Annotated in this window: 22 protein-coding genes; 10 read left to right on the top strand and 12 right to left on the bottom strand. The window is 58.6% G+C overall.

Translation table 11 applies throughout. From position 1 onward, the window contains the following. Positions 1 to 245: 245 nt before the first annotated feature. From tkt to fba, 6 genes are all read left to right on the top strand, one after another. Positions 246 to 2,243, top strand: coding sequence for a transketolase (gene tkt, locus ACHPFG_RS29320; protein ID WP_431701136.1), 1,998 nt, complete (start codon positions 246 to 248; stop codon positions 2,241 to 2,243). A gap of 138 nt (positions 2,244 to 2,381) precedes the next feature. Continuing rightward, complete coding sequence (gene epd, locus ACHPFG_RS29315) at positions 2,382 to 3,437, top strand: erythrose-4-phosphate dehydrogenase (RefSeq protein WP_431701135.1); 1,056 nt, start codon at positions 2,382 to 2,384, stop codon at positions 3,435 to 3,437. A gap of 17 nt (positions 3,438 to 3,454) precedes the next feature. Continuing rightward, on the top strand, positions 3,455 to 4,618 hold the full coding sequence (locus ACHPFG_RS29310; protein WP_223015467.1) for a phosphoglycerate kinase: 1,164 nt from the start codon (positions 3,455 to 3,457) through the stop codon (positions 4,616 to 4,618). Between the two features lie 29 nt (positions 4,619 to 4,647). Next, positions 4,648 to 4,875: a hypothetical protein gene (locus ACHPFG_RS29305; RefSeq protein WP_431701134.1), complete on the top strand. Its 228-nt coding sequence runs from the start codon at positions 4,648 to 4,650 to the stop codon at positions 4,873 to 4,875. 60 nt (positions 4,876 to 4,935) lie between these two features. Continuing rightward, positions 4,936 to 5,268 carry an MliC family protein gene (locus ACHPFG_RS29300; protein WP_027606036.1) on the top strand — a complete coding sequence of 111 codons (333 nt, stop codon included), beginning with the start codon at positions 4,936 to 4,938 and terminating at the stop codon, positions 5,266 to 5,268. Between the two features lie 242 nt (positions 5,269 to 5,510). Continuing rightward, the gene (gene fba / locus ACHPFG_RS29295; RefSeq protein WP_053128086.1) at positions 5,511 to 6,575 is read left to right on the top strand and encodes a class II fructose-bisphosphate aldolase; all 1,065 of its coding nucleotides are present in this window, start codon (positions 5,511 to 5,513) and stop codon (positions 6,573 to 6,575) included. A gap of 106 nt (positions 6,576 to 6,681) precedes the next feature. On the opposite strand, the gene ACHPFG_RS29290 is transcribed toward fba, so the two are convergent. From ACHPFG_RS29290 to ACHPFG_RS29265, 6 genes are all read right to left on the bottom strand, one after another. After that, positions 6,682 to 7,899 carry an MFS transporter gene (locus tag ACHPFG_RS29290; protein WP_431701133.1) on the bottom strand — a complete coding sequence of 406 codons (1,218 nt, stop codon included), beginning with the start codon at positions 7,897 to 7,899 and terminating at the stop codon, positions 6,682 to 6,684. Next, positions 7,883 to 8,287 carry a carbamoyltransferase C-terminal domain-containing protein gene (locus tag ACHPFG_RS29285; protein WP_431701132.1) on the bottom strand — a complete coding sequence of 135 codons (405 nt, stop codon included), beginning with the start codon at positions 8,285 to 8,287 and terminating at the stop codon, positions 7,883 to 7,885. Before ACHPFG_RS29285 ends, ACHPFG_RS29290 begins: the two co-directional genes overlap by 17 nt. Then, on the bottom strand, positions 8,284 to 8,697 hold the full coding sequence (locus ACHPFG_RS29280; RefSeq protein ID WP_431701131.1) for a hypothetical protein: 414 nt from the start codon (positions 8,695 to 8,697) through the stop codon (positions 8,284 to 8,286). The genes ACHPFG_RS29285 and ACHPFG_RS29280 overlap by 4 nt, the downstream gene beginning before the upstream one ends. A gap of 69 nt (positions 8,698 to 8,766) precedes the next feature. Beyond that, complete coding sequence (locus tag ACHPFG_RS29275) at positions 8,767 to 9,018, bottom strand: hypothetical protein (protein WP_431701130.1); 252 nt, start codon at positions 9,016 to 9,018, stop codon at positions 8,767 to 8,769. An 815-nt stretch (positions 9,019 to 9,833) separates the two neighbouring features. Next, positions 9,834 to 10,130: a fructose-bisphosphate aldolase gene (locus ACHPFG_RS29270; RefSeq protein ID WP_431701129.1), complete on the bottom strand. Its 297-nt coding sequence runs from the start codon at positions 10,128 to 10,130 to the stop codon at positions 9,834 to 9,836. A gap of 243 nt (positions 10,131 to 10,373) precedes the next feature. Further along, positions 10,374 to 11,039 (bottom strand): polysaccharide lyase family 7 protein, encoded by a 666-nt coding sequence (locus ACHPFG_RS29265; RefSeq protein ID WP_027606035.1) that lies wholly within the window; start codon positions 11,037 to 11,039, stop codon positions 10,374 to 10,376. A gap of 308 nt (positions 11,040 to 11,347) precedes the next feature. Between ACHPFG_RS29265 and ACHPFG_RS29260 the strand changes: the two genes are divergently transcribed. The 3 genes from ACHPFG_RS29260 to ACHPFG_RS29250 are packed head-to-tail and all read left to right on the top strand — an operon-like array spanning position 11,348 to position 14,313. Beyond that, a complete protein-coding gene (locus tag ACHPFG_RS29260; protein ID WP_431701128.1) occupies positions 11,348 to 13,453 on the top strand; it encodes a putative bifunctional diguanylate cyclase/phosphodiesterase in 2,106 nt (701 codons plus the stop codon). 43 nt (positions 13,454 to 13,496) lie between these two features. Next, a complete protein-coding gene (locus ACHPFG_RS29255) occupies positions 13,497 to 13,997 on the top strand; it encodes a M48 metallopeptidase family protein (protein ID WP_027606033.1) in 501 nt (166 codons plus the stop codon). Positions 13,998 to 14,016: 19 nt separating this feature from the next. After that, complete coding sequence (locus ACHPFG_RS29250) at positions 14,017 to 14,313, top strand: winged helix-turn-helix domain-containing protein (protein ID WP_053128093.1); 297 nt, start codon at positions 14,017 to 14,019, stop codon at positions 14,311 to 14,313. A gap of 120 nt (positions 14,314 to 14,433) precedes the next feature. Here the strand turns inward: ACHPFG_RS29250 and ACHPFG_RS29245 are convergent, their stop codons facing one another. Then, a complete protein-coding gene (locus tag ACHPFG_RS29245) occupies positions 14,434 to 14,886 on the bottom strand; it encodes a GNAT family N-acetyltransferase (protein ID WP_431701127.1) in 453 nt (150 codons plus the stop codon). 200 nt (positions 14,887 to 15,086) lie between these two features. Between ACHPFG_RS29245 and ACHPFG_RS29240 the strand changes: the two genes are divergently transcribed. Beyond that, positions 15,087 to 15,824, top strand: a complete 738-nt coding sequence (locus tag ACHPFG_RS29240; RefSeq protein ID WP_431701126.1) for a substrate-binding periplasmic protein — start codon at positions 15,087 to 15,089, stop codon at positions 15,822 to 15,824. A 26-nt stretch (positions 15,825 to 15,850) separates the two neighbouring features. On the opposite strand, the gene yccS is transcribed toward ACHPFG_RS29240, so the two are convergent. The 5 genes from yccS to ACHPFG_RS29215 form a co-directional block, all read right to left on the bottom strand. Further along, the gene (gene yccS / locus ACHPFG_RS29235; RefSeq protein WP_131699049.1) at positions 15,851 to 18,034 is read right to left on the bottom strand and encodes a YccS family putative transporter; all 2,184 of its coding nucleotides are present in this window, start codon (positions 18,032 to 18,034) and stop codon (positions 15,851 to 15,853) included. 146 nt (positions 18,035 to 18,180) lie between these two features. Continuing rightward, positions 18,181 to 19,359, bottom strand: coding sequence for an aminoacetone oxidase family FAD-binding enzyme (locus ACHPFG_RS29230; RefSeq protein WP_131699050.1), 1,179 nt, complete (start codon positions 19,357 to 19,359; stop codon positions 18,181 to 18,183). Between the two features lie 160 nt (positions 19,360 to 19,519). After that, positions 19,520 to 20,857 (bottom strand): ATP-dependent RNA helicase DbpA, encoded by a 1,338-nt coding sequence (gene dbpA / locus ACHPFG_RS29225; protein ID WP_233897098.1) that lies wholly within the window; start codon positions 20,855 to 20,857, stop codon positions 19,520 to 19,522. A gap of 130 nt (positions 20,858 to 20,987) precedes the next feature. Next, entirely contained in the window at positions 20,988 to 22,415 is a 1,428-nt protein-coding gene (gene mdtD, locus ACHPFG_RS29220; RefSeq protein ID WP_431701125.1) for a multidrug transporter subunit MdtD, read from the bottom strand. Between the two features lie 36 nt (positions 22,416 to 22,451). Beyond that, on the bottom strand, positions 22,452 to 23,342 hold the full coding sequence (locus ACHPFG_RS29215; protein ID WP_431701124.1) for an alpha/beta fold hydrolase: 891 nt from the start codon (positions 23,340 to 23,342) through the stop codon (positions 22,452 to 22,454). Between the last annotated feature and the right edge of the window lie 88 nt (positions 23,343 to 23,430).

Below are 23,430 nucleotides of genomic sequence, written 5' to 3'. Positions count from 1 at the left end.
TATCCTCGCAAGGCCAATATCAAAAAGTTTTGATATTGGTCGATAAGTGGCGGTTATAAGCAGCCGCTATAACCTTTAGACGAAGCGGTTAAAGGTTTCTGCAAGCGATTGCCGCCCAAAGCACAGGAAAAACACCTGCAAGTGACTATCTGTCATTGCCCGCAGGCGGTGGCTGAGGGAAAATGCCGGTCCTTTTTTCCGTTTCTTTTAATCATTCACTCTTCAAAATCCTCAGGAGAACAGCGATGCCCAGCCGTCGTGAGCGTGCCAACGCCATTCGTGCCCTCAGCATGGATGCCGTGCAAAAAGCCAACAGCGGCCATCCCGGTGCCCCGATGGGCATGGCGGATATCGCCGAGGTACTTTGGCGTGATTACCTGAAACACAACCCGAGCAACCCGTCGTTCGCCGATCGTGACCGCTTCGTGCTGTCCAACGGCCACGGCTCGATGCTGATCTACTCGCTGCTGCACCTGACCGGCTACGACGTCACCATCGATGACCTCAAGAGCTTCCGCCAGCTGCACAGCCGCACTCCGGGTCACCCTGAATTCGGCTACACCCCAGGCGTCGAGACCACCACCGGTCCCCTGGGCCAAGGCCTGGCCAACGCCGTAGGTTTCGCGCTGGCAGAAAAAGTCCTGGGCGCGCAATTCAACCGTCCTGGCCACGACATCGTCGATCACCACACCTACGTGTTCCTGGGTGATGGCTGCATGATGGAAGGCATTTCCCACGAAGTTGCTTCCCTGGCCGGCACCCTGGGCCTGGGCAAGCTGATCGCCTTCTACGATGACAACGGTATCTCCATCGACGGCGAAGTCGAAGGCTGGTTCACCGACGACACCCCTAAGCGTTTCGAAGCCTACAACTGGCAGGTAATCCGCAATGTCGACGGCCACGATCCGGAAGAAATCAAGATCGCCATCGACACTGCCCGCAAGAGCACGCAGCCGACCCTGATCTGCTGCAAGACCACCATCGGCTTCGGCTCGCCGAACAAGCAAGGTAAAGAAGACTGCCACGGCGCCCCACTGGGTGACGCGGAAATCGCCCTGACCCGCGAAGCGCTGAAGTGGAACCACGGCCCGTTCGAAATCCCGGCCGACATCTACGCCGAATGGGATGCCAAGGAAAAAGGCCTGGCCACCGAAGCCGAGTGGGACCAGCGCTTCGCTGCCTACTCCGCTGAGTTCCCTGAATTGGCCAATGAGCTGGTGCGCCGCCTGGCCGGTGATCTGCCTGCCGACTTCTCGGAAAAAGCCTCGGCCTACATCGCCGAAGTCGCGGCCAAGGGCGAGACCATCGCCAGCCGTAAAGCCAGCCAGAACACCCTGAACGCCTTTGGCCCGCTGCTGCCTGAGTTCCTCGGCGGTTCGGCTGACCTGGCCGGTTCCAACCTGACCCTGTGGAAGGGCTGCAAAGGTGTCTCGGCCGAAGACGCCAGCGGCAACTACATGTACTACGGCGTGCGCGAATTCGGCATGAGCGCCATCATGAACGGCGTGTCCCTGCACGGCGGCCTGGTGCCTTACGGCGCGACGTTCCTGATGTTCATGGAATACGCGCGCAACGCCGTACGCATGGCTGCGCTGATGAAGAAGCGTGTGATCCATGTGTACACCCACGACTCCATCGGCCTCGGCGAAGACGGCCCGACGCACCAGCCGGTCGAGCAACTGACCAGCCTGCGTACCACGCCGAACCTGGATTGCTGGCGCCCAGCCGACGCGGTGGAATCCGCGGTGGCCTGGAAGCACGCGATCGAGCGCAAGGACGGTCCTTCGGCGCTGATCTTCTCCCGTCAGAACCTGCAACACCAGGTGCGTACCGACGCGCAGATCGCCGACATCAGTCGTGGCGGCTACGTGCTCAAGGACTGCATCGGCGAGCCGGAGCTGATCCTGATCTCCACCGGTTCCGAAGTGGGCCTGACCGTTCAGGCGTACGACAAGCTGACTGCCCAAGGCCGTAACGTGCGCGTTGTGTCCATGCCGTGCACCAGCGTGTTCGAAGCCCAGGACGCCGGCTACAAGCAATCGGTGCTGCCGTTGCAGGTCAGCGCGCGTATCGCCATCGAAGCGGCTCACGCCGACTACTGGTACAAGTACGTGGGCCTGGAAGGCCGCGTGATCGGCATGACCACCTACGGTGAGTCGGCGCCGGCGCCAGCGTTGTTCGAAGAGTTCGGTTTCACCCTGGAAAACATCCTGGGTCAGGCTGAAGAGCTGCTGGAAGACTAAGTCAGTCTGCGTTGTCTGTACTGGCGCTATCGCGGGCAAGCCCGCTCCCACATTTGGATCTCGGTCTGATGTGGGAGCGGGCTTGCCCGCGATGGCGATACTGCATTCAACACCGAACTAACCTTGATCGAGAACCCCATGCCCCAAACGCGTCCCTACAAAGTTGCACTCAACGGCTACGGCCGCATTGGTCGTTGCGTCTTGCGTGCTCTGTTCGAGCGAGGGGCGGCAGCCGGGTTTGAAATTGTCGCGATCAACGATCTGGCTGACATGGCCAGCATCGAATACCTGACACGCTTTGACTCCACCCACGGCCGCTTCCCCGGCGAAGTGCGGGTCGAAGGCGATTGTCTGCATATCAACGGCAACTGCGTGAAAGTATTGCGCAGTGCCACCCCCGAGGGCATCGACTGGGCGGCGCTGGGCGTCGACCTGGTGTTGGAATGCTCCGGTGCTTATCACACCCGTGCCGATGGCCAGCGTTTCCTCGATGCCGGCGCTCCGCGTGTGCTGTTTTCCCAGCCGATGGCCAGCGAGGCGGATGTCGACGCCACCATCGTCTTCGGCATCAACCAGGATTGCCTGACCGGCAATGAGCTGCTGGTGTCCAACGCCTCCTGCACCACCAACTGCAGCGTGCCGCTGTTGCGCCTGCTGGATCAGGCGATCGGCCTGGACTACGTGTCGATCACCACCATCCACTCGGCGATGAACGACCAGCCCGTGATCGACGCCTATCACCATGAAGACCTGCGCCGCACGCGCTCGGCGTTCCAGTCGGTGATTCCGGTGTCCACAGGCCTCGCCCGCGGCATTGAACGCCTGCTGCCGGAACTTGCCGGGCGAATCCAGGCCAAAGCCGTACGGGTGCCGACGGTGAACGTGTCCTGCCTGGACATCACCATGCAAACCGTCAGCGACACCGATGCAGTGGAGGTCAACCGGATCCTGCGCGACGCCGCCACCAGCGGCCCGCTCAAAGGCTTGTTGGCCTACACCGAGTTGCCCCACGCCAGTTGTGATTTCAACCATGACCCGCATTCGGCAATTGTCGATGCCAGCCAGACCCGCGTTTCCGGCCCGAGGCTGGTGAACATCCTGGCCTGGTTCGACAACGAATGGGGCTTTGCCAACCGAATGCTCGACGTTGCGGAACATTATCTGCATATCGCCTCTAAACAACCTCAACAGTAATTCAGGAACTGCCACCCATGACCGTGTTGAAGATGACCGACCTCGATCTGCAAGGTAAGCGCGTACTGATCCGCGAAGACCTCAACGTCCCCGTCAAGGACGGTGTTGTCACCAGCGATGCGCGAATCCTGGCCTCGCTGCCGACCATCAAGCTGGCCCTGGAAAAAGGCGCGGCCGTGATGGTCTGCTCCCACCTGGGTCGCCCGACCGAAGGTGAGTTCTCCGCCGAAAACAGCCTCAAGCCGGTAGCCGACTACCTGAGCAAGGCCTTGGGCCGTGACGTGCCGTTGGTGGCTGACTACCTGGGCGGCGTTGACGTTAAGCCTGGCGACATCGTGTTGTTTGAAAACGTGCGCTTCAACAAAGGCGAGAAAAAGAACAGCGACGAACTGGCCCAGCAATACGCCGCCCTGTGCGACGTGTTCGTGATGGACGCTTTCGGCACTGCCCACCGCGCCGAGGGTTCGACCCACGGCGTGGCCAAGTTCGCCAAGGTGGCGGCTGCCGGCCCATTGCTGGCGGCTGAACTGGATGCGCTGGGCAAGGCCCTGGGCGCTCCGGCCCAACCAATGGCTGCCATCGTTGCCGGCTCCAAGGTGTCCACCAAGTTGGACGTGCTCAACAGCCTGAGCCAGATCTGCAACCAGTTGATCGTCGGCGGCGGCATTGCCAACACCTTCCTGGCTGCAGCAGGCCACCCGGTGGGCAAGTCCCTGTACGAGCCGGACCTGCTCGATACCGCCCGCGCCATTGCCGCCAAGGTCAGCGTGCCGCTGCCGGTGGACGTGGTGGTGGCCAAGGAATTCGCTGAAACCGCCGAGGCCACCGTCAAGCTCATCGCCGACGTGGCCGCCGACGACATGATCCTCGACATCGGCCCGCAAACCGCAGCCAACTTCGCAGAACTGCTGAAAGCCTCCCAGACCATCCTGTGGAATGGTCCGGTCGGCGTGTTCGAGTTCGACCAGTTCGGCAACGGCACCAAAGTGTTGGCGAAGGCCATCGCAGAAAGCTCGGCATTCTCCATCGCCGGTGGCGGCGACACCCTGGCGGCCATCGATAAATATGGCGTCGCTGACCAGATCTCCTACATTTCTACCGGTGGCGGCGCATTCCTTGAGTTCGTCGAAGGCAAAGTCCTGCCGGCCGTTGAAGTGCTGGAAACCCGAGCCAAAGGCTAAGGCTCGTGATCCGGAAAAGGAGCATTCCCATGATCAAGTCGTTGGCAATGGTGATCGCAGCGGGCCTGTTAGCCGGCTGCGGCAGCACGCCAAGCGCCGCTCCACCGGCAGGGAAACCTGCCTCGGAGCAGAAAAAAACCTGCTACCAGGCTGACTGGCAAGCCGAGACCATGCCGGTGATCAACAAGCGTATCGGCAACGAACGGCTGGAGAAATACGACTCTGCGCCCAACGGTCAGGAACAGGGTTGCCCTTGACGGGTCTGATCAACTAACCGACGGCATCGGCGGCCTTTGGCCCCGCTGCGAGGATTGGCAATGAAAGGCGTTTTCGCCCTGGCAGCCCTGGCCCTATTGGCCGGTTGCAGCAGCATGAACATGTTCAACAAGGCAGAGCCGGAAGGTAAGTGGACCACCTGGACCTGCGACAGCAAGGCCGAGGTCAACTGGCGCTTCGCCAACCAGGCCCGCAGTGAGGTGGATGTACGCCTCGGCGGTTCCGACCAGGTTTATCGCCTCAAACAGGATGTGGCGGCTTCGGGCGTGCTGTATAGCAACGACCAGTTGGCGTTTCACACAAAAGGTGAGGAAGGCCTGGTTTACTGGGTTGCCACCGACGATTTGATCGGGCGCGGCTGCAAGGCCCAGTAAATAGAACGCGGTCTCAATATCGATGGGACCAAAATGTGGGAGGGGGCTTGCCCCCGATAGCGGTGGATCAGCCAACAGAGTCATCACTGACAGGCTGTCATCGGGGGCAAGCCCCCTCCCACATCAGCAATAACGATTCAGCACGCCAGGCATGCAAAGCCTGACCTGCAATAACTTGAATAGCAGCCGCCGCTACGGCAGGCTTGCACGATTAACGACCCTCGACCGGGAGAGACAACACAATGGCACTTATCAGCATGCGTCAAATGCTGGACCACGCAGCCGAGTTCGGCTACGGCGTCCCAGCCTTTAACGTCAACAACCTTGAGCAGATGCGCGCCATCATGGAAGCCGCTGACAAGACCGACTCCCCAGTGATCGTCCAGGCTTCGGCCGGTGCGCGCAAATACGCCGGTGCTCCTTTCCTGCGTCACCTGATCCTCGCTGCGATCGAAGAATTCCCGCACATCCCTGTGTGCATGCACCAGGACCACGGCACCAGCCCTGACGTGTGCCAGCGCTCCATCCAACTGGGCTTCAGCTCGGTGATGATGGACGGCTCCCTCGGCGAAGACGGCAAGACCCCGACCGACTACGAGTACAACGTACGCGTAACCCAACAAACCGTGGCCATGGCCCACGCCTGCGGCGTTTCGGTTGAAGGCGAACTGGGTTGCCTGGGTTCCCTGGAAACCGGCATGGCCGGTGAAGAAGACGGCATCGGCGCCGAAGGCGTGCTGGATCACAGTCAGATGCTGACCGACCCGGAAGAAGCTGCCGACTTCGTCAAGAAGACCCAAGTGGACGCCCTGGCAATCGCCATCGGCACCAGCCACGGCGCCTACAAGTTCACCAAGCCACCGACCGGCGACGTACTGGCCATCGACCGCATCAAGGAAATCCACAAACGTATTCCCAACACCCACCTGGTGATGCACGGTTCTTCCTCGGTACCGCAAGAGTGGCTGGCGATCATCAACCAGTACGGCGGCGACATCAAAGAAACCTACGGCGTACCGGTTGAAGAAATCGTCGAAGGCATCAAGTACGGCGTGCGCAAGGTCAACATCGACACCGACTTGCGCCTGGCGTCCACCGGCGCGATGCGTCGCCTGATGGCCACCAACCCGAGCGAGTTCGACCCACGTAAATTCTTCGGCGCAACCGTGACTGCGATGCGTGACGTATGTATCGCACGTTATGAAGCCTTCGGTACTGCGGGCAATGCTTCGAAGATCAAGCCGGTTTCGTTGGAAGCGATGTACCAGCGGTATTTGAAGGGTGAGTTGAACGCTAAGGTCAACTAAGCCTAACGCGTTAATTAAGAAGCCCGCAGCGATGCGGGCTTTTTTTGTTTTTGATTAGGTAAGTTTGAGAGACAGAAGATTCGCGGGATGATCGTTTGATTCCGCACTAGCTGACAGGTGCGTTCGGTTGTTTTCTGTACAAATATAAATAGACCGCAATGGACAGCGATGCAGTTAAAAATGCCATGCCCGCAGCCACAACAAAAGGTGCTGGGCGACCACCTGCGATTATTAACATTGTTCCTAAAGAAGGTCCCGTTATTACGCATAGTATTTGGATGCTTCTGAAGGACATGGATACTCTTCCGATATTGTCAGTAGGGCATAATTGCTGAAGGATTATATTTGAAGATATTATTAGCGTTTCATAACCGAAGCCATTCAAAAACCAAACCAATGGATAGAGATAGGCTCTTCCAGGTAATTGAAAAAATACTAAAACTGCGGTCAGGATTAATGCGGTAGAGAAAACAACTAATGCGCCTGACCGAAGAAGAATCTCATCGAAACTGCTCAATTTGAATTTCATCAGCAATGCGGCACATATTGCACCTCCGGCTGTTGCTGAGACGATTATTGAAAAATTAACTGGAGGTAAACCTTCATAGGCTAGAAAGGACGCCAAATGCGAGTCGTAAATTCCTAAAGCCAGCGACGTAAGCAGGGAGTACAAAAAACCTATGCGTAGTTGAAAGGGCAAGGCATTGAATATAGAGAGTCCTCTTATAATGTCGCGATAAAGTGGCAGGGCGTTGGTAGCGGTGCCATTCATTTGCGTTCGGGATGTCAGGCAAATAGACCTTAGGAGTGGGAAGGTTAATAAAACGGCGACTGCCGAAAAAAAGAATAAATCCTTAGGTGATAATGCTACCGTTAACATCCCTGCAAGTAACGGCGCAAAAATTTTGGAAGATTGATCAAATACACTTACGTGGCTGAAAAAAGATTTGCGCTCCTCAGCATGTATCAGTTGCCGAACTATAATGGTTATCGAAGGAAAGTAAAATAAATTTGACACGCCTTTGAAAATGACGAAAAGCAAAAAGCTCTGAAGATCTGGAGACACTGCTAGCCCTACGGTAGACAGTGTGCGGAGTAAGACGCCGGATACTAGTGTTTTCCTTACGTCATATCGATCTATCAGCGTTCCTACGATAGGACCTAGAAACAACATAGGGGCACCCAGGCAAAAAGCCAAGAACGCTATTGATGAAGGAGAGGCATGCCATAGATAAACGGGAACCGTGAAGATTAAAAAAATATCAAGCCATAGTGAGAAACTGGATAGCGCTTGCACGCAAATAAGCTTACTTGACGTTTTCATCAGGTCTATCTGAATGTAGGAAAAGTGTGTTTTCAAATACGTAGCTGTCGAGTTCATGTTTACTGGCGAATCGATACAAGTCGCTAAGTCTATTTATAAAGCCGCGTCCGTTAAAATTTAAGGATGTGTTACAAAGTACGCCGACTCCTGACACGGCACGATAGGCGCTTAGCAATTGATGTATACGAAAATTTTGCGATTTATTGACTGATTGAGGATGCGCTGAGTTATCAACGTGCGTCACCGCCGGAATGCTAGCTGAAATAACTTTGCGAAACTCCAGCATGTAGGGTGAGGGGGTAGATGGGCAGAAGTATTCAGCCATACATTCTTCTAAACATATCGGTGCTATAGGGCGAAATCCTTCGCGCCTCTTGATTTTGTTCAACCTAATGAGATTTGTTCACTTATATAATGATAAATACCGGGGGCAAGATCCTCGACATTTCGCACCCATACATAACCCTCCGTCGCTTGTAAGCCTCCGGCCGAAGGTGATGTCCTTCTGAAACCGAATTTTTGAGCGCCAATCGGAGCGTCGTACTCGGTCTCTTTCTTATCCGCTAAAGTTCCATACAGTGTGGTTGCCAGTGATGAGATTGATACTGAAGTGTCAAAAAAATCTCGGCAGGTATGACGCGCCAAAAGCGTTTCCCAAAGACTCGCTTCTTTAATAGCCGACAGGTTTGGAGGTGGTAGTAATGTCTTTTTTTCTCCTTTTGTTAAAGAAATATTTGGTTCGTTTTTATGAATTGACTTGCAAAAGTTTAAGTGGCTTTTGGCATATTCAATGTACATTTCAGGCTTGTCGGGGGTTGGCGAACTCGGGTGAGATGTCCCAATATAGAATATTTTTGATAGCACGTCTCAGCCCCACTCATCGGCTGGTTTCACTTCATACAGTACCCCGGAGGTGTCTATGGACATGTCATCGGCTGTATCCGATACGAAATCGCCTGCAAAAAAATTCACTAACCGCTCAAATTTTCTTGTGCTTATTTGATATTGGACGTGATTTCTATAGTCCCACAAATAAGCTGCGCCATCTTTAGGCACTAAAAATATGTCGTTCGAGAGCCATTTTTTTTTCGCAGTACACATAGCCGCCTGACCACCCATGAGTGAGGTTCATTTTTAGTGGCTGCCTGCGCCGAAGCCCAGGCGGTACATCATTATTTAATTGCTAGCTTTCTGCTGTCAGAAGCTTTGATAACACTACCCTATTGTTGGGAGTAAATTTGTAGTGGGGTACAGTCACCGTCTTAATTGAGAAGTGAGGAGTCTGGTACGCGTCGTTTGACTGATTGTTGAGCGTCGGTTCTATAATGACACGTTTTATATATAGTTCCTCAGTGTTATTGCCCTCGCAGATTTGTGATGCACTTATAAACCGTATGAGGGCTTATTGTGAATGTCAATTTCTATTTTTTGAATTGTATTGTTTTTCAGCTGAGTCTTTGTGTGTTTTTGTAGGGGGTTGTCGGATAGTTCTGATTGGTATTTCCTACATATCGCTCTATTGCGGATATCTAAAAATACTGATTAATACACAAGGCTGTAACATCCAGTTGCACATATGCCGAAGATTCGGTGGTCGTTGTGGTTCACATGTTTTTCTTCGCGGGTGCTCAATTTAGAACGTTCAGTCGGGGACACCAAGTGCGGCGTATGGAATGACTACGTTGATATTGACCTGTATCTGGGGTTTACCCTAGTGGCCGTGAACGCCGTACTGGGGGGAACTCTTCGAAGATCCAGGCGATCTTTCAGGGAGCGCTGTACCAGCGCTCAGCAAAATCTAGTACAGCGCTTAAATCCCGAGCAACAGTCATAAAAAGTCCTGAGTTCTTATCAGACTCCGGATTTTCCGGCTGCTTGAGGATTAGTCAACAATCCTTAAGTGAACAGCATTGCGCGTTACTGCAGGCTTGTTGTTAGGATTTGATTACCACCGCGGGTGGGGTATCAAAGCCTCGCCGCTCAATCACATGAAAGACATCGCTCACGTCCTGCACCAGAATGCGTGCGGTATTGGCCACGTTATTCAGATCACGCTCGGCGAAGTCCGGCAGGTTGGAGCAGGCGATCAGGTTGAGGTGTTCAAGGGCGGCGTTGAGGCGTTCACGCAGGCAGGCGTGGAGGTCGCTGTCGATTAACAGCACCGGGTAATCGGTGGCGGTTTCGGTGCAGGGGGTGAAACGACGGGGTGGCAGTTGTGTGCGGGTTCGCAAACCGAGGATACGAGGAACCCGGCAGACCCGAAGGTCTCCCACACACAGCCACCATAAAATAAACGTTGGGCGCAAAAGCGCTCGTCGTTTAGCGGGGTGGCGAAGTGTCAGTCGCGGGAAATAGTGGCTGACACTCCGCCATCGCGGGTAAGCCAGGCTCCTACAGGGTTAGTGGCTGTTCAAGAGGGGGGAATAGTCTCTGACGCCATCAGACAATCCCTGCTCGAAATGAGGCCAGTCCCTTCACTCGTGATCAATATCCAACTTCGCAAACGTCACCTTTGCGCCTTCCTTGCTGTCCCCGCTGTTGTCCTGCACATAAGCGCCCGCCTTGAAGTACAGCGGCTTGGCCGCCCACGCTGCACCGATGCGTTCGTTCCACTCACTGTCGGCGGCGTACACGCTGAGCAGCCCGGCTTTGTTGAGGTTGATCACGTAGGTAAAGCTTTTCTCCAGCGGCACATTGGACGCGACGATGATCACGCGGCTTTCATCTTCATCCGGGCGCATGCGCACCTTGGCGACGATGTTGCCGGTCTGGGTCTTTTCCTTGAACTGGTATTCGAGTTTGATCAGCGGTTTCTGGCTGTCGTAGGCGTGGATCTGGCCGATGACGATCTTGCCGCTGGAGGGCACCTGGTTGACCGCCAGGGTGGCGCGCAGGAAGTTATCGGCTTCGGGGTAGGTCCAGTTGCGCAGGCGGCCGTCGGCGTAGGTTTCGCGCAGTTCGCTGCGCGGGTACACGGCGTTTTCGGTGCGGGTGCCGGTGACCGGTGTCCAGAATTGCACGTTGCTGCCTTCGGCCTGGAAATATTGGTCATTGAAGCCGCTGAGCAGCTTCGGCGTGTCGATGGTCGCGGGGGGCGAGCCGACCGGAATGCTCAGGTTCCAAGTGGAGAGGTCGATCATGGCATTGGCCTTTTACAGGGGGTGAAGGCTTTGGCCCGGGGGCCTGACAGGTTCTTTATAGGCGGTGGTCGGCCAGTTGTTAAACATTTACTGGCAATTTATTGGCGCCAAGGGAATGCCAAAAAGCCATGTTTCCCATGAAACGTGGGCTGTAGAGGTTGACCGTTAGTCGGCTGACTGAACTTTGGCGCAATGATGGCATCCACGTCACTTCTGATTTTCAGGATCCGGGGCTAGAGTGAGGCCTCAATGTTTGTCCGGGGTTTCTCTCAGAAGTGACCGGAGTAGACCCAAGGAAGAGACCTAGCATGGAATGCGCTCCACCTCATGGCGATGGCAGTTCGGTTCTTCTGGTGGTCGATGACTACCCGGAAAATCTGATCAGCATGCGCGCGCTTCTGCAACGTGATGATTGGGTGGTGGTCACCGCCGCGTCCGGCGTGGAAGCCCTGGAGTTGCTGCTGCAGCATGACGTCGACCTGGTGCTGCTGGATGTGATGATGCCCGGCATGGACGGTTTCGAAGTCGCCCGCTTGATGCGCGGCAGTCACCGCACGCGCATGACCCCGATCATCTTTCTAAGCGCCAACGCCCAATCGCCCGCCGCCGTGCTGGAAGGCTATGCCAGCGGCGCTATCGACTACCTGTTCAAGCCCTTCGACCCGCACATTCTCAAGCCCAAGGTCCAGGCGTTGCTGGAGCACCAACGCAACCGTCGGGCCTTGCAGCGCCTGAGCCATGACCTGGAGTCCGCCCGGGCGTTCAATGCGTCGGTGTTGGATAACGCCGCCGAGGGCATCCTGGTGGTGAGTGAAGAGGGCGTGATCGAATACGCCAACCCGGCGATTTCGCGCCTGCTCAATGCCACGATCCAGGAACTGCAAGGCCAGGAATTCCTGAGTTTCCTGCAAAAACCCCATGTGCCCACTTGGCCGGATTCGCAAATGTACGCCGGCTACCGCCGGGGGGAAACCTGGCGCCTGCATGATGCACTCCTGCGCACCGGCCGCGGTCAACAAGTGCCGGTGGCGTTGTCCTGTGCGCCGCTGCCCGCTGAACAGAAGGCCATGGTAGTGACGGTGCTGGATATGTCCGAAGTGCGCCACCTGCATCAGCAACTGGAGTTTCAGGCCGTGACCGACCCGCTGACCGGTCTGCTGAACCGGCGCGGTTTCTACCAGGCGGTGGAAAACACGTTATCGCGCAGCGACCGGACAGAGCAGTCCCTGGTATTGCTGTACCTGGACCTCGACGGTTTCAAGCGGGTCAACGATTCCCTGGGCCATGATGCCGGCGACCGTGTATTGCGCTGGGTTTCGGAGCAATTGCAGGGCTGTCTGCGTTCTTACGACGTTATCGGCCGCATGGGCGGCGATGAATTCACGGCGTTGCTTGAGCTGGAGTTCCCGGAGCAGGCGGCAAAAATTTCAGAAAAGCTGATCGAGCGAGTGTCGGTGTGCCAGCTGGTCGACGGTTTGGATGTAATGCTCGGCGTCAGTATCGGTATTGCCACCTTCCCGGATTGCGGCGCGGATTTGAGTGGGTTGCTGCGCGCAGCCGACATCGCCATGTACGAAGCCAAGCGTGCCGGCCGTCAGCAGTATCGCTATTACGACCAGGAAATGAATGGCCGCGCCCGCTCGCGGCTGATGCTTGAAGACAGCGTGCGCACGGCGATTCAAAACAAGGATTTCACCCTGGTCTATCAGCCCCAGGTCTCGCTGGTGGATGGGCGTTTGCGCGGCGTTGAGGTGTTGTTGCGTTGGCAGCATCCCAGCGTCGGCGATGTGCCGCCGGGGCTGTTTTTACCGTTGCTGGAAGAGGCGCGGCTGATCAGCCAACTGAGCACGTGGATCTACCAGCAGATCGCCGCCCAGCGCCAGGCATGGCAAGCCGCGTTTGACGATGCGTTGGTGCTGAGCGTGAGCCTGAGCAGCAGCCAGTTCAATATGCCTAACCTGGTGAACCAACTGCAGCAGATGCTGGAGCGCTATGGGCTGGAGGGCTACCAGCTGGAGGTGGAAATCAGCGAGGACTGCCTGATGAGTAACCTGGAAGAGGCCGCCAAGCAGCTCAAGTTGCTGCGCCGTATCGGGGTGCGTATCGCCCTGGATGACTTCGGTTCGGGGCAGTGTTCCCTGGCACATTTGCGCGACCTGGCGTTCGACACGCTCAAGCTTGATCCGCAATTGGTTGCGCGGCTGCCGGGCTCGGTGCGGGACGCGGCAATGGCGCGCAGCATTATCGAGCTGTGCGGGCATTTTGAGGTGGTCGTGGTGGCCGAGGGTGTAGAAACCCAGGAGCAGGCCCAGTGGCTCAAGGCCCAGGGTTGCCCGTTTATCCAGGGGCCGTGGGCGGCGCAGCCGTTGATGGCCGAAGAAGTGGTCGACTGGTCACGCGCCCGCGTGCGCTGAATTCGCTACACTGGCGCTCATCCGAATCCTGTTGCAGACCCCAATGACCGCGCTGAAATACCTCCAGGCCTACCCCGCAGCCCTCCAGGAGCAAGTACGCCAACTGATCGCCAAGGACCAGTTGGGCGCCTATCTGGAGCAGCGTTACCCCGACCGCCATGGGGTGCAGAGCGACAAAGCCCTGTACGCCTATGCCCAGGCCTTGAAGCAGGAACACCTGCGCAACGCGCCGGCCATCGACAAAGTGCTGTTCGATAACCGCCTGGACCTGACCCACCGCGCCCTGGGCCTGCACACCACAATTTCACGGGTGCAGGGCGGCAACCTCAAATCCAAGAAAGAGATCCGCATTGCCTCGCTGTTCAAAGAGGCCGCACCGCAATTCCTGCGCATGATCGTGGTTCACGAGCTGGCGCACTTCAAGGAATCGGACCACAACAAAGCGTTCTACAAACTCTGCGACTACATGATGCCCGGCTACCATCAGGTGGAATTTGACCTGCGGGTGTACCTCACGTATCGCGACCTGCAGGGCAAACCCTGACCGCACAAGGCGACTGACCATGGATGTGAGCAAGACCAAAAGCAGCTTCTACCGCCGCCTGTACGTGGCGTACCTGATCGACAGTGGGCTGGCCAGCAGCGTCCCGGCGTTGACCGACGTCACCGGCATGCCCCGGCGCACCGCGCAGGACACGATTGCGGCGCTGGCCGACTTGGATATCGTGTGTGAGTTCGAGCAGGAAGACGGCGCCCGCAACCATGCCGGGCACTATCGGATTCGCGACTGGGGCGCGATTGATCGGGGGTGGATCGAGGTGAATCTCAGTCAGATCAAGCGGGTTCTGGATTACCCCTGAGTTCAGCGGTGGCTGGGCCGACGCTATCGGGAGCAAGCCCCCTCCCACAGTTTGAACGGTGAATACATTCAAAATGTGGGAGGGGGCTTGTCGAATCGTCGCACCGCCCCGATGGCAGCCTCAAGCGCGCCGCATTCCGATATGTGGAATGTCATCCTCCAGGTACTCCTCACCCGCCACCACAAACCCATACCGCCCGTAATACCCCTGCAAATGTGCCTGGGCTGACAGGAAGATCGGCGTCTCTGGCCAGATATCCTCAATCTGCCTGAGGGTTTCTTCCATCATCTGGTGCCCCAGCCCGGTGCCCCGTGCAACAGGCGCAACGACCACCCGGCCGATCACCACGTCGCCGCCCTGGGACTCCGGGTCCAGCAGGCGCAGGTAGGCCACCAGGTCGTCGTCTTTCCAAGCCATCAGGTGGTGGGTATCGCCCGCCAGGTCTTGCCCGTCGATGTCCTGGTAGATGCACTTCTGTTCGACAACGAAGACCTCGCCGCGCAAACGCAAAATGGCGTACAGCTGCTCCTTGCCCAGGTCAGTGTGATGCTTGCAGACCCAATCGACTGTCATGGTGTGTTCTCACGTAAATGTCTGTTCTGGATAGTAGGCGCGACGGGCAGCGGTGTCTAAATCAACTATTTTTGTGAATGAAATCAATTTGCCATCATTGAGTGCTCTCGACGTCCGTTTCTTTGTGTAATCTGAGCTAATGTTAGAACCTCAGGCACTGCCTGAGCTAAGGCCACCGCCTGCCCCCAAGGACGTTGAGCATGCCGCGATTGTCTCGTGCCGTTGCTTTGATTGGAGTGTTTTTGCTGGCGATGCCTGTGTACGCAGAGCGTTTGCGCCTGGTCGCGGATGCCTGGCCACCCTTTACCGATTCCACCTTGATCAATGGTGGGTTGGCGACCGACATTGTCACCACGGCCTTGGCCCGCGCGGGTTACGCCAGTGACTTCGAACAGGTGCCCTGGGCCCGGGCGCTGATGGGCGTGGGCGACGGGCGTTATGACGTGCTGGTCAACGCCTGGTACGACGAGGCGCGTACGCATTTGGGGCAGTTCTCCGGTGAATACCTGCTCAATCGCGTGCGTTTCATCAAGCGCCGTGACGATCCCATTGAATTTCAGAACCTGGAACAGTTGCACGACTATCCCATTGCCGTGGTGCGCGGTTATGCCTATTCGGCGGCGTTCGATGGGGATGTGCAGTTGCAGAAAGTGCCGGTGCATAACTTCGCCATGGCGGTGCGGATGTTGGCGGCGCAGCGGGTGCGGCTGACGGTGGAGGATGAGTATGTGGCGCGCTATTACCTGTCGCGGGAATCGGCGCGGGTGCGCAATTCGGTGGAGTTTTTACCCAAGGCGCTGAGCGAAAACAGCCTGCATATTCTGGTGAGCCTGAAGCACCCTGAGCATGCGCAGATCGTTGCCGGTTTTGACCGCGAGATTGCCAGGATGAAGGCGGATGGCAGTTATGAGCGGTTGAGGAAAGCCCATGGTATGTAGTGCCTGTGCGGGCCCCCGATAGCGGCCTAAGCCGCGCTGGTGTCTTTGATCAAATGCGCCGCCAAGGTGCGCAACGGTCCCAACTGTCTGCATATCAACGCCAACTGCGTCTGCACCAACCGCTGCCCTTCATCAATCTCATCCGGCATCTGCTCCAGGTCCGCCGCTAAGGCCTCCTCGGCATCGCTCTGAATCGCAATCGGCTGCTTGTTCGCCAGGCCCGTGGCGATTTCATCAATGCTCGCCGCCAGGCTATTGCCGGCGCCATCGATCAAGTGTTCACGCACCTCGGCCGGCAGCTGGGTTTCGCGGTGTGCGCCGAGCCCCGACAGGTAGCTTAGCAAGGTGTGCGACAGCACCAGGAAGCGGAAGCCCACATCCGCTTCCTTACGGAAATGACCAGGTTCCATCAGCATATTCGCCAAGGTGGTGGACAGCGCCGCATCGGCGTTGTGGGCATTGCGCCGGGCCAGGCGGTAAGCCAGGTCGTCGCTCTTGCCGGCGGCGTATTGCTGCATGATCTGGCGCAGGTAAATGCTGTTGCAGGTCAGGGTGTTGGCCAGCACCTTGTTCAGCCGCCGACCTTGCCAGTCCGGCAGGAACAGGAAGACCGCCAGGCCTGCAATCAAACTGCCGAGCAAGGTATCGAACAGCCTTGGTAAAAACAGCCCGTAGCCATCGCCCACCTGGTTGAAGCAGAACAACACCATCAGGGTGATGGCTGCCGTGGCCAGGGTGTAGCGGGTGGTGCGGTTGATAAAGAACACCAGGCCGGCGGCGATGGCGAACATCGACTGCACCAGAGGGCTGGGGAACAGATCGAACAGCGCCCACGCCACGGTGAGGCCGATGGCGGTGCCGATGATCCGCTGGCCGAGCTTGCGCCGCGTGGCGCCGTAGTTCGGTTGGCAAACAAACAGCGTGGTGAGGATGATCCAGTAGCCCTGGGAGGCGTGGATCGCATGCAGCATGCCGTAGCCGACGGTCAGCGCTAGGGACAGGCGCAGCGCATGGCGGAACAGCAGCGACGTCGGCGTCAGTTGCGTACGCAGGCGCGTCCACATTTCCTTCAGGTTACGTGGGGCGCGGTCCAGCAGGTTGCTGTCGGTGGCATCGGCCAGGGCATCGGGGTTGCTCGCGTCGCCGAGCAGGCGGTCGAGTGTGGACAGGTTGGCCGCCAGGGCGCGCAACGAACGCAGCAGGCCGCGCCAGGCCGGGTTGCTCTGGATGCGCAGGTGTTCCAAGGAGGCATTCAGGTCGCTGAGGGCTTCGGCGAAGCTGTCGTCATAGATGAACGGCTGGCGCAGCTGGATCGACTCGGCCAGGGCCTGGCAGGCCTTGCCTTGCTGGCGTAGCAGGCGTTGGCAGCGGAACAGCACATCGCTGTGGAAGAACGCATCGGCCAGGGCGTTGTAAGGATAGTGGGACGAGCTGGCACGTTCGTGGATGTCCTGGGCCAGGAAGTACAGCTTGAGGTAGCGACTGACCTTCGACCCCGGCCGGCCATTGCCTACACGGTGCAGGATGATTTCCTTCGCCGCATTCAGCGCCGCCACCACCCGGCCATTTTGCTGGGCCAGTTCCAGGCGGCGAGCTTCCACGTCCAGTTGGCGAATCGGTTCGAACAACGATGATTTGAGCTTGAGGTAACGCCCCAGCTCGCGGAACAACCGCGCCAGGCTCTGCTGCACCGGCTGGTTGGAAAACAGCGCCTGCCACAGCACCGACAACGCGCCGTACCAGGCGGCACCGGCCACCAGCAGCAACGGCTCATGCCAGAAATCACTGACGGCGCCGCCGCGCTGGTCCACACCGATCATGGTGTAGACCGACAGGATCAAGGTGGCAGAAGCAATTGCACCATAGCGTTCGCCCAAGGCGCCGAGCATGGTCAGGCAGAACGTGGCCAGGGCCAGGGAGATGGCGAAAATCCAGGGGTAGGGGAACAGCAGCTCCACCGACAGCGCGGCAATGCTGAAACACACCAGCGTCACTGCCAGGGCGTTGAGGCGGCCTTGCCAGCTGTCGTCGGTCTCGGCCAGGGCGCTGGCGATAATTCCCAGGAACAGCGGGATCAGCAGGGTCATCTCATCCTGATACCAGCACAGCGTCATGCTGCCGGTGAGGGCGATGAACACCCGGATGCTGTAGCTGAATTTATCCAGCGCCCACAGGCGCCGCATGGACTGCTTGAACGAGGTCGATGACATGAAGTCTGGAGTCTTCCGGGACGATGCCGCTAAATTGAGCCATCAGTGACGCCACGGCAAGGGTGGTGATCACATCTGGCAGCAAATTATTCTCAGGCATACCGCAAATCAAAATGTGGGAGGGAGCAAGCCCCCTCCCACATTCTTCAGGCGTACTGCGCTGCGGCGTAACCCGACGCCCACGCCCACTGGAAGTTAAACCCGCCCAGATGCCCGGTCACATCCAGCACTTCGCCAATAAAGTACAAGCCCGGGCTTTTCAGCGATTCCATGGTCTTGGACGACACTTCCCGCGTATCCACCCCGCCCAAGGTCACCTCGGCCGTGCGGTAGCCCTCGGTGCCGGCCGGCACCAGTTGCCAGCTCGAGAGTTTTTGCGCGATGTCGGCCACTTCGGCGTGGGTGTACTGCTTCATGGGCTTGGACACGAACCAGGTTTCCGCCAGCAGGTTGGCCATCTTCTTGGTGAAGATTTCACCCAGCAGGGTTTTCAGCTCGCTGTTGGGGCGTTCGACCTGCTGCTGTTGCAGCCAGGTGTGGGCGTCGTGGTCGGGCAACAGGTTGATCTCCACCGTGTCGCCGGACTCCCAGTAGGAGGAAATCTGCAGAATCGCCGGGCCGCTGAGGCCGCGATGGGTAAACAGGATGTTCTCGCGAAAGCTCTGGTCGTTGCAGCTGACCAGGCAATCCACCGAGGTGCCGGACAACTCGCCGCACAAGTCCTTGAGCTGGTCGGTGATGGTGAACGGCACCAGCCCGGCGCGGGTCGGTAACAGCTCATGGCCGAACTGCCTGGCGACTTGATAGCCAAAACCGGTGGCGCCCAGAGTCGGGATCGACAGGCCGCCAGTGGCGATCACCAGGGATTCGCAGCGCAGTTCACCCAAGGTGGTCTGCAACTGGTAGCCGCTGTCGACCTTGGCGATTTCTTCAATCGAGGTGTCCAGGTGCAGGCTTACGCCGGTCTGGATGCACTCGTCCAACAGCATGCCGAGGATGTCACTGGATTTGTTATCGCAGAACAGCTGGCCGAGTTTCTTCTCGTGGTACGGCACACCGTGCTTGGCCACCAGCCCGATAAAGTCCCACTGGGTATAGCGGGCCAGGGCCGACTTGCAGAAGTGCGCGTTGTGCGACAGGAAGTTGGCCGGCTCGGTGTACAGATTGGTGAAATTGCAGCGGCCACCGCCGGACATCAGGATCTTCTTGCCGGCCTTGTTCGCATGGTCGAGCAACATCACCTTGCGCCCACGCCCGGCGGCGGTCAGTGCGCACATCAAGCCTGCGGCGCCGGCGCCAATGATCACAACTTCGGTCGAGCGCACAGCAATGTCCTCATACAAATTCTGAATTGGAATACAGTCAAATGTGGGAAGGGGCTTGCCCCCGATGGCGGTGTATCAGTGACAGATGTACTGACTGATACACTGCAATCGGGGGCAAGCCCCCTCCCACATTGGATCTCCATATAGGTCGGAGATCGTGTTACAGGATCCGAACGCGCAACGAACGGCCTTTGATCTTGCCGTCATTCAAACGCTGCAACGCCTGCTTGGCGATGCCGCGTTCCACGGCCACGAAAGCCTGGAAGTCAAAGATCGCGATCTTGCCGACCTGGGCACCGGGGATGCCGGCTTCGCCGGTCAATGCGCCGAGGATGTCGCCTGGGCGCACCTTGTCTTTACGGCCGGCGGCGATGCATAGGGTGCTCATCACCGGCAGCAGCGGGCCACCGCTTTGCGGCTTGAGGTTGTCCAGTTGGTCCCAGTTCAGCGGCGACTTCTGCAGCTGCTCGATGGCCTGGGCGCGGTGCGCTTCGGACGGCGCCACCAGGCTGATAGCGATGCCGGTCTCACCGGCGCGACCGGTACGGCCCACGCGGTGGATGTGGATTTCCGAGTCGCGGGCCAGTTCGACGTTGATCACCATGTCCAGCGCGTCAATGTCCAGGCCGCGGGCGGCGACGTCGGTGGCCACCAGCACCGAGGTACTGCGGTTGGCGAACATCGCCAACACCTGATCACGGTCGCGCTGTTCCAGGTCGCCATGCAGGCCGACGGCGGAAATGCCCTTGGACGTCAGGTGATCCACGGTTTCCTGCACTTGCTGCTTGGTGAAGCAGAACGCCACGCAAGAGGCCGGGCGGAAATGCGCCAGCACCTTGGTCACGGCGTCCATGCGCTCTTCCGGGGAGATCTCGTAGAAACGCTGCTCGATCTGGTCGTCGGAGTGGAACGCTTCGGCTTTCACTTGCTGCGGCGCGCGCATGAACTTCGAGGCCAACTGCTTGATGCTCACCGGGTAGGTGGCCGAGAACAGCAGGGTCTGGCGGCGCGGCGGGGTCTTGCTGATGATGTCTTCGATGGCGTCGTAGAAGCCCATGTCAAGCATGCGGTCGGCTTCGTCGAGGATCAGGGTGTTCAAGCCGTCCAGCACCAGCGAACCTTTGCGCAGGTGTTGCTGGATACGGCCCGGGGTGCCGACGATCACGTGGGCGCCGTGCTCAAGGGAGGCGATCTGCGGGCCGAGGGACACGCCGCCACACAGGGTCAGGACCTTGATGTTGTCTTCGGCGCGGGCCAGGCGGCGGATTTCCTTGGCGACCTGGTCGGCCAGCTCACGGGTCGGGCACATCACCAGGGCCTGGCAGCCGAAGTAGCGCGGGTTGATCGGGTTCAGCAGGCCGATGCCGAACGCAGCGGTCTTGCCGCTGCCGGTCTTGGCCTGGGCAATCAGGTCCAGCCCCTTGAGGATCACCGGCAAGCTTTGCGCCTGGATCTGCGTCATCTCGACATAACCCAGCGAGTCGAGGTTAGCCAGCATGGCGGCGGACAGGGGCAAAGTATTAAAAGCGGTGGCGATGGTAGTCACGGGACTGGCTCTGCAAAACAAAATGTCGCGCAGTGTACCAGCCCTGTGGGAATTTCCCCGCAAGTTCTAGACGAGACGCCCGTTAATGCTCGATATGCTGTTCCGGGTTGGCCGCCCGTTTGCCGTCTTGGGGCGACAGTTGCAGGAAGATCGCCGCCGCCAGCATCGCCATGATGCCCACGGTGAGGAAGGTCAGCTGGAACGCGCCGAGCACCGTGCTCACGCCGTCGTTGCCCGCTTCGGCGGTAAACCCGCCGAGCAGCGCACCGGCGCAGGCCACCCCCAGGCTCAGGGACAGTTGCGCCACCACCGACAGCAAACTGTTGCCGCTGCTGGCCTGGGCGTCGTCGAGGTCGATCAGGGTGACGGTGTTCATCGCGGTAAATTGCAGCGAGTTGATCGCCCCCAGCACCGCCAGCATGGCCAGCAGCAGCGGGTAGGGCGTCTGTTCGCTGACCAGGCCCATGCTCGCCAACATGATGCCCAGGGCCAGGGTATTGCTGGTCAATACCACGCGATAACCCAGGCGCTCGATCAACGGGCGCGCCACCGACTTGGCGAACATCGCCGCCGCTGCCAGGGGCAGCATGCTCATGCCGGCCTGGGACGGTGAATAACCCAGGGCCACTTGCAGCAGCAACGGCACCAGGAACGGCAACGCACCGCTGCCCAGGCGCGCAAACAGGTTGCCGAGGATGCCCACGGCAAAGGTGCGGGTCTTGAACAGCGCCGGCGAGAACAGTGGGTTATCGATATGCCCGGCGCGCAGCCAATACGCCGCCAGGCACGCCAACCCGCCGAACAGCAGCAACATCACCCGCAGGTGCGGCAGGTGCAGCTCGCCCAAGCCTTCCATGGCAATGGTGATCAGCACCATCGCCGCACCGAACAATAGAAAACCGATGCCATCGAAGCGCGTGCGCTCGCTGCCGCGCAGGTCGGGGATGAACTTCCACACGGCGTAGCAACCGATCATGCCCACCGGCAGGTTGATCAGGAAGATCCAGTGCCACGTCAGGTACTGCACCATCCAGCCGCCCATGGTCGGGCCGAGCAAGGGCCCGAGCAGGCCGGGGATGGTGATGAAGCCCATGATCCGCACCAGCTCGGAGCGGGGGTAGGCGCGTAGAACCACGAGTCGGCCGACCGGCAGCATCAGCGCACCACCCAGCCCCTGGATGACCCGTGCGCCCACCAGCATGGTCAGGCTGCTGGACAGCGCGCACAGCAAGGAGCCGATGCTGAACAGCATGATCGCGCCGAAGAAGATTTTCTTGGTGCCGAAGCGGTCGGCGATCCAGCCCGAGGCCGGGATCAGCAAGGCGACGGTGAGCATGTAGGCGATCACCACCCCTTGCATGCGCAGCGGGTTTTCCGCCAGGTCTCGGGCCATGGCCGGCAGTGCAGTGTTGAGAATCGTCCCATCCAGCGATTGCATGAAGAAGGCAATCGCTACCACCCAGGGGAGCCAGCGGGCGGTCTTGGCATCGAGAGGGGCACGATCTGGCATGGGGTACCTTTTTGTTAGCCGGCTATGTGTCGGCGATTATGCGCCATTCGTCGCTCCTTTTCCCACTGGCGGTTCGTCTAAGTCCGACAAGTTCGCGTGCTCTCCCACCAGGAAATCCAACAACGCACGGTGCACCGCCAAAGCGGCCTCGCGGGACTCCAGGTCGAGTAAATGCCCGGTGTGTTCGGCCACGGCAAAGCTGCTGCGGTCGACGTAGTGTTTGAACAGTTGGGCATCAGCGGCGGGGGTGTATTCGTCCAGCGTGCCGTTGAGAAAGTGCACCGGGGTTTCGATCTGTCGCAGTGCCGGCAGGTAGTTGCCATCACCCAATGCCAGCACCTGGTGGATATGAAAGCGCGCCTGGCGGTACTCGGTGGTGGCCATGTTCGACAGGTGCCGGTGGTTGTTGCGCTTGAGCCGGGGCGACAGGTATTTGCCCACGGTCTCGTTGAGCAGGTGCCCGACTGCGGATTTGTCATCGGCCTCGATCAGCACACGCACGCGCTCTACATAGTCGAGCATTGCCTGGTTGAGGTTGGGCGCCAGGGCCATCACCACCGAGCTTTCGATAGACGGCGGGTTGTGCGCCAGGGTCAGCAGCGTCGAGATACCGCCCCAAGAGGCCGAGACCAGATGGTTGACCTGGAAGCGCTCCACCAGGGCGCGCAGGATTTGCACCTCGTCGTCCTTGGTCACCAGGTCCAGGTCGGTGTTGTGTTCGCGGGAATAGCCCGAGAAGGGCAGGTCGAACAACAGCACATTGAAATGCTCGGCCAGGCACTTGCTGGTACGCGCGAATGAACGTGTGGTGGACAGTGCGCCATTGACCATCAGGATGGTCTTCTTTTCCGAATCGTTTCCCAGCTGCTCAACATGAACGTTGTAGTGCTTGAACAGCTTTTCTATGACAAAACTTCCATGGTTCATGTCAACGCTCCAGCTTGCCCTTCCCGGGCAAGGTCATGCTCTCGTGGGTGGGGTGGCGGGGGGCCACTAACCGTTATAACGAGGTTTT

Source organism: Pseudomonas sp. BR20 (genome assembly GCF_050780135.1).
Lineage (GTDB): Bacteria > Pseudomonadota > Gammaproteobacteria > Pseudomonadales > Pseudomonadaceae > Aquipseudomonas.
This window is presented reverse-complemented; position numbering and strand designations above follow the sequence as displayed.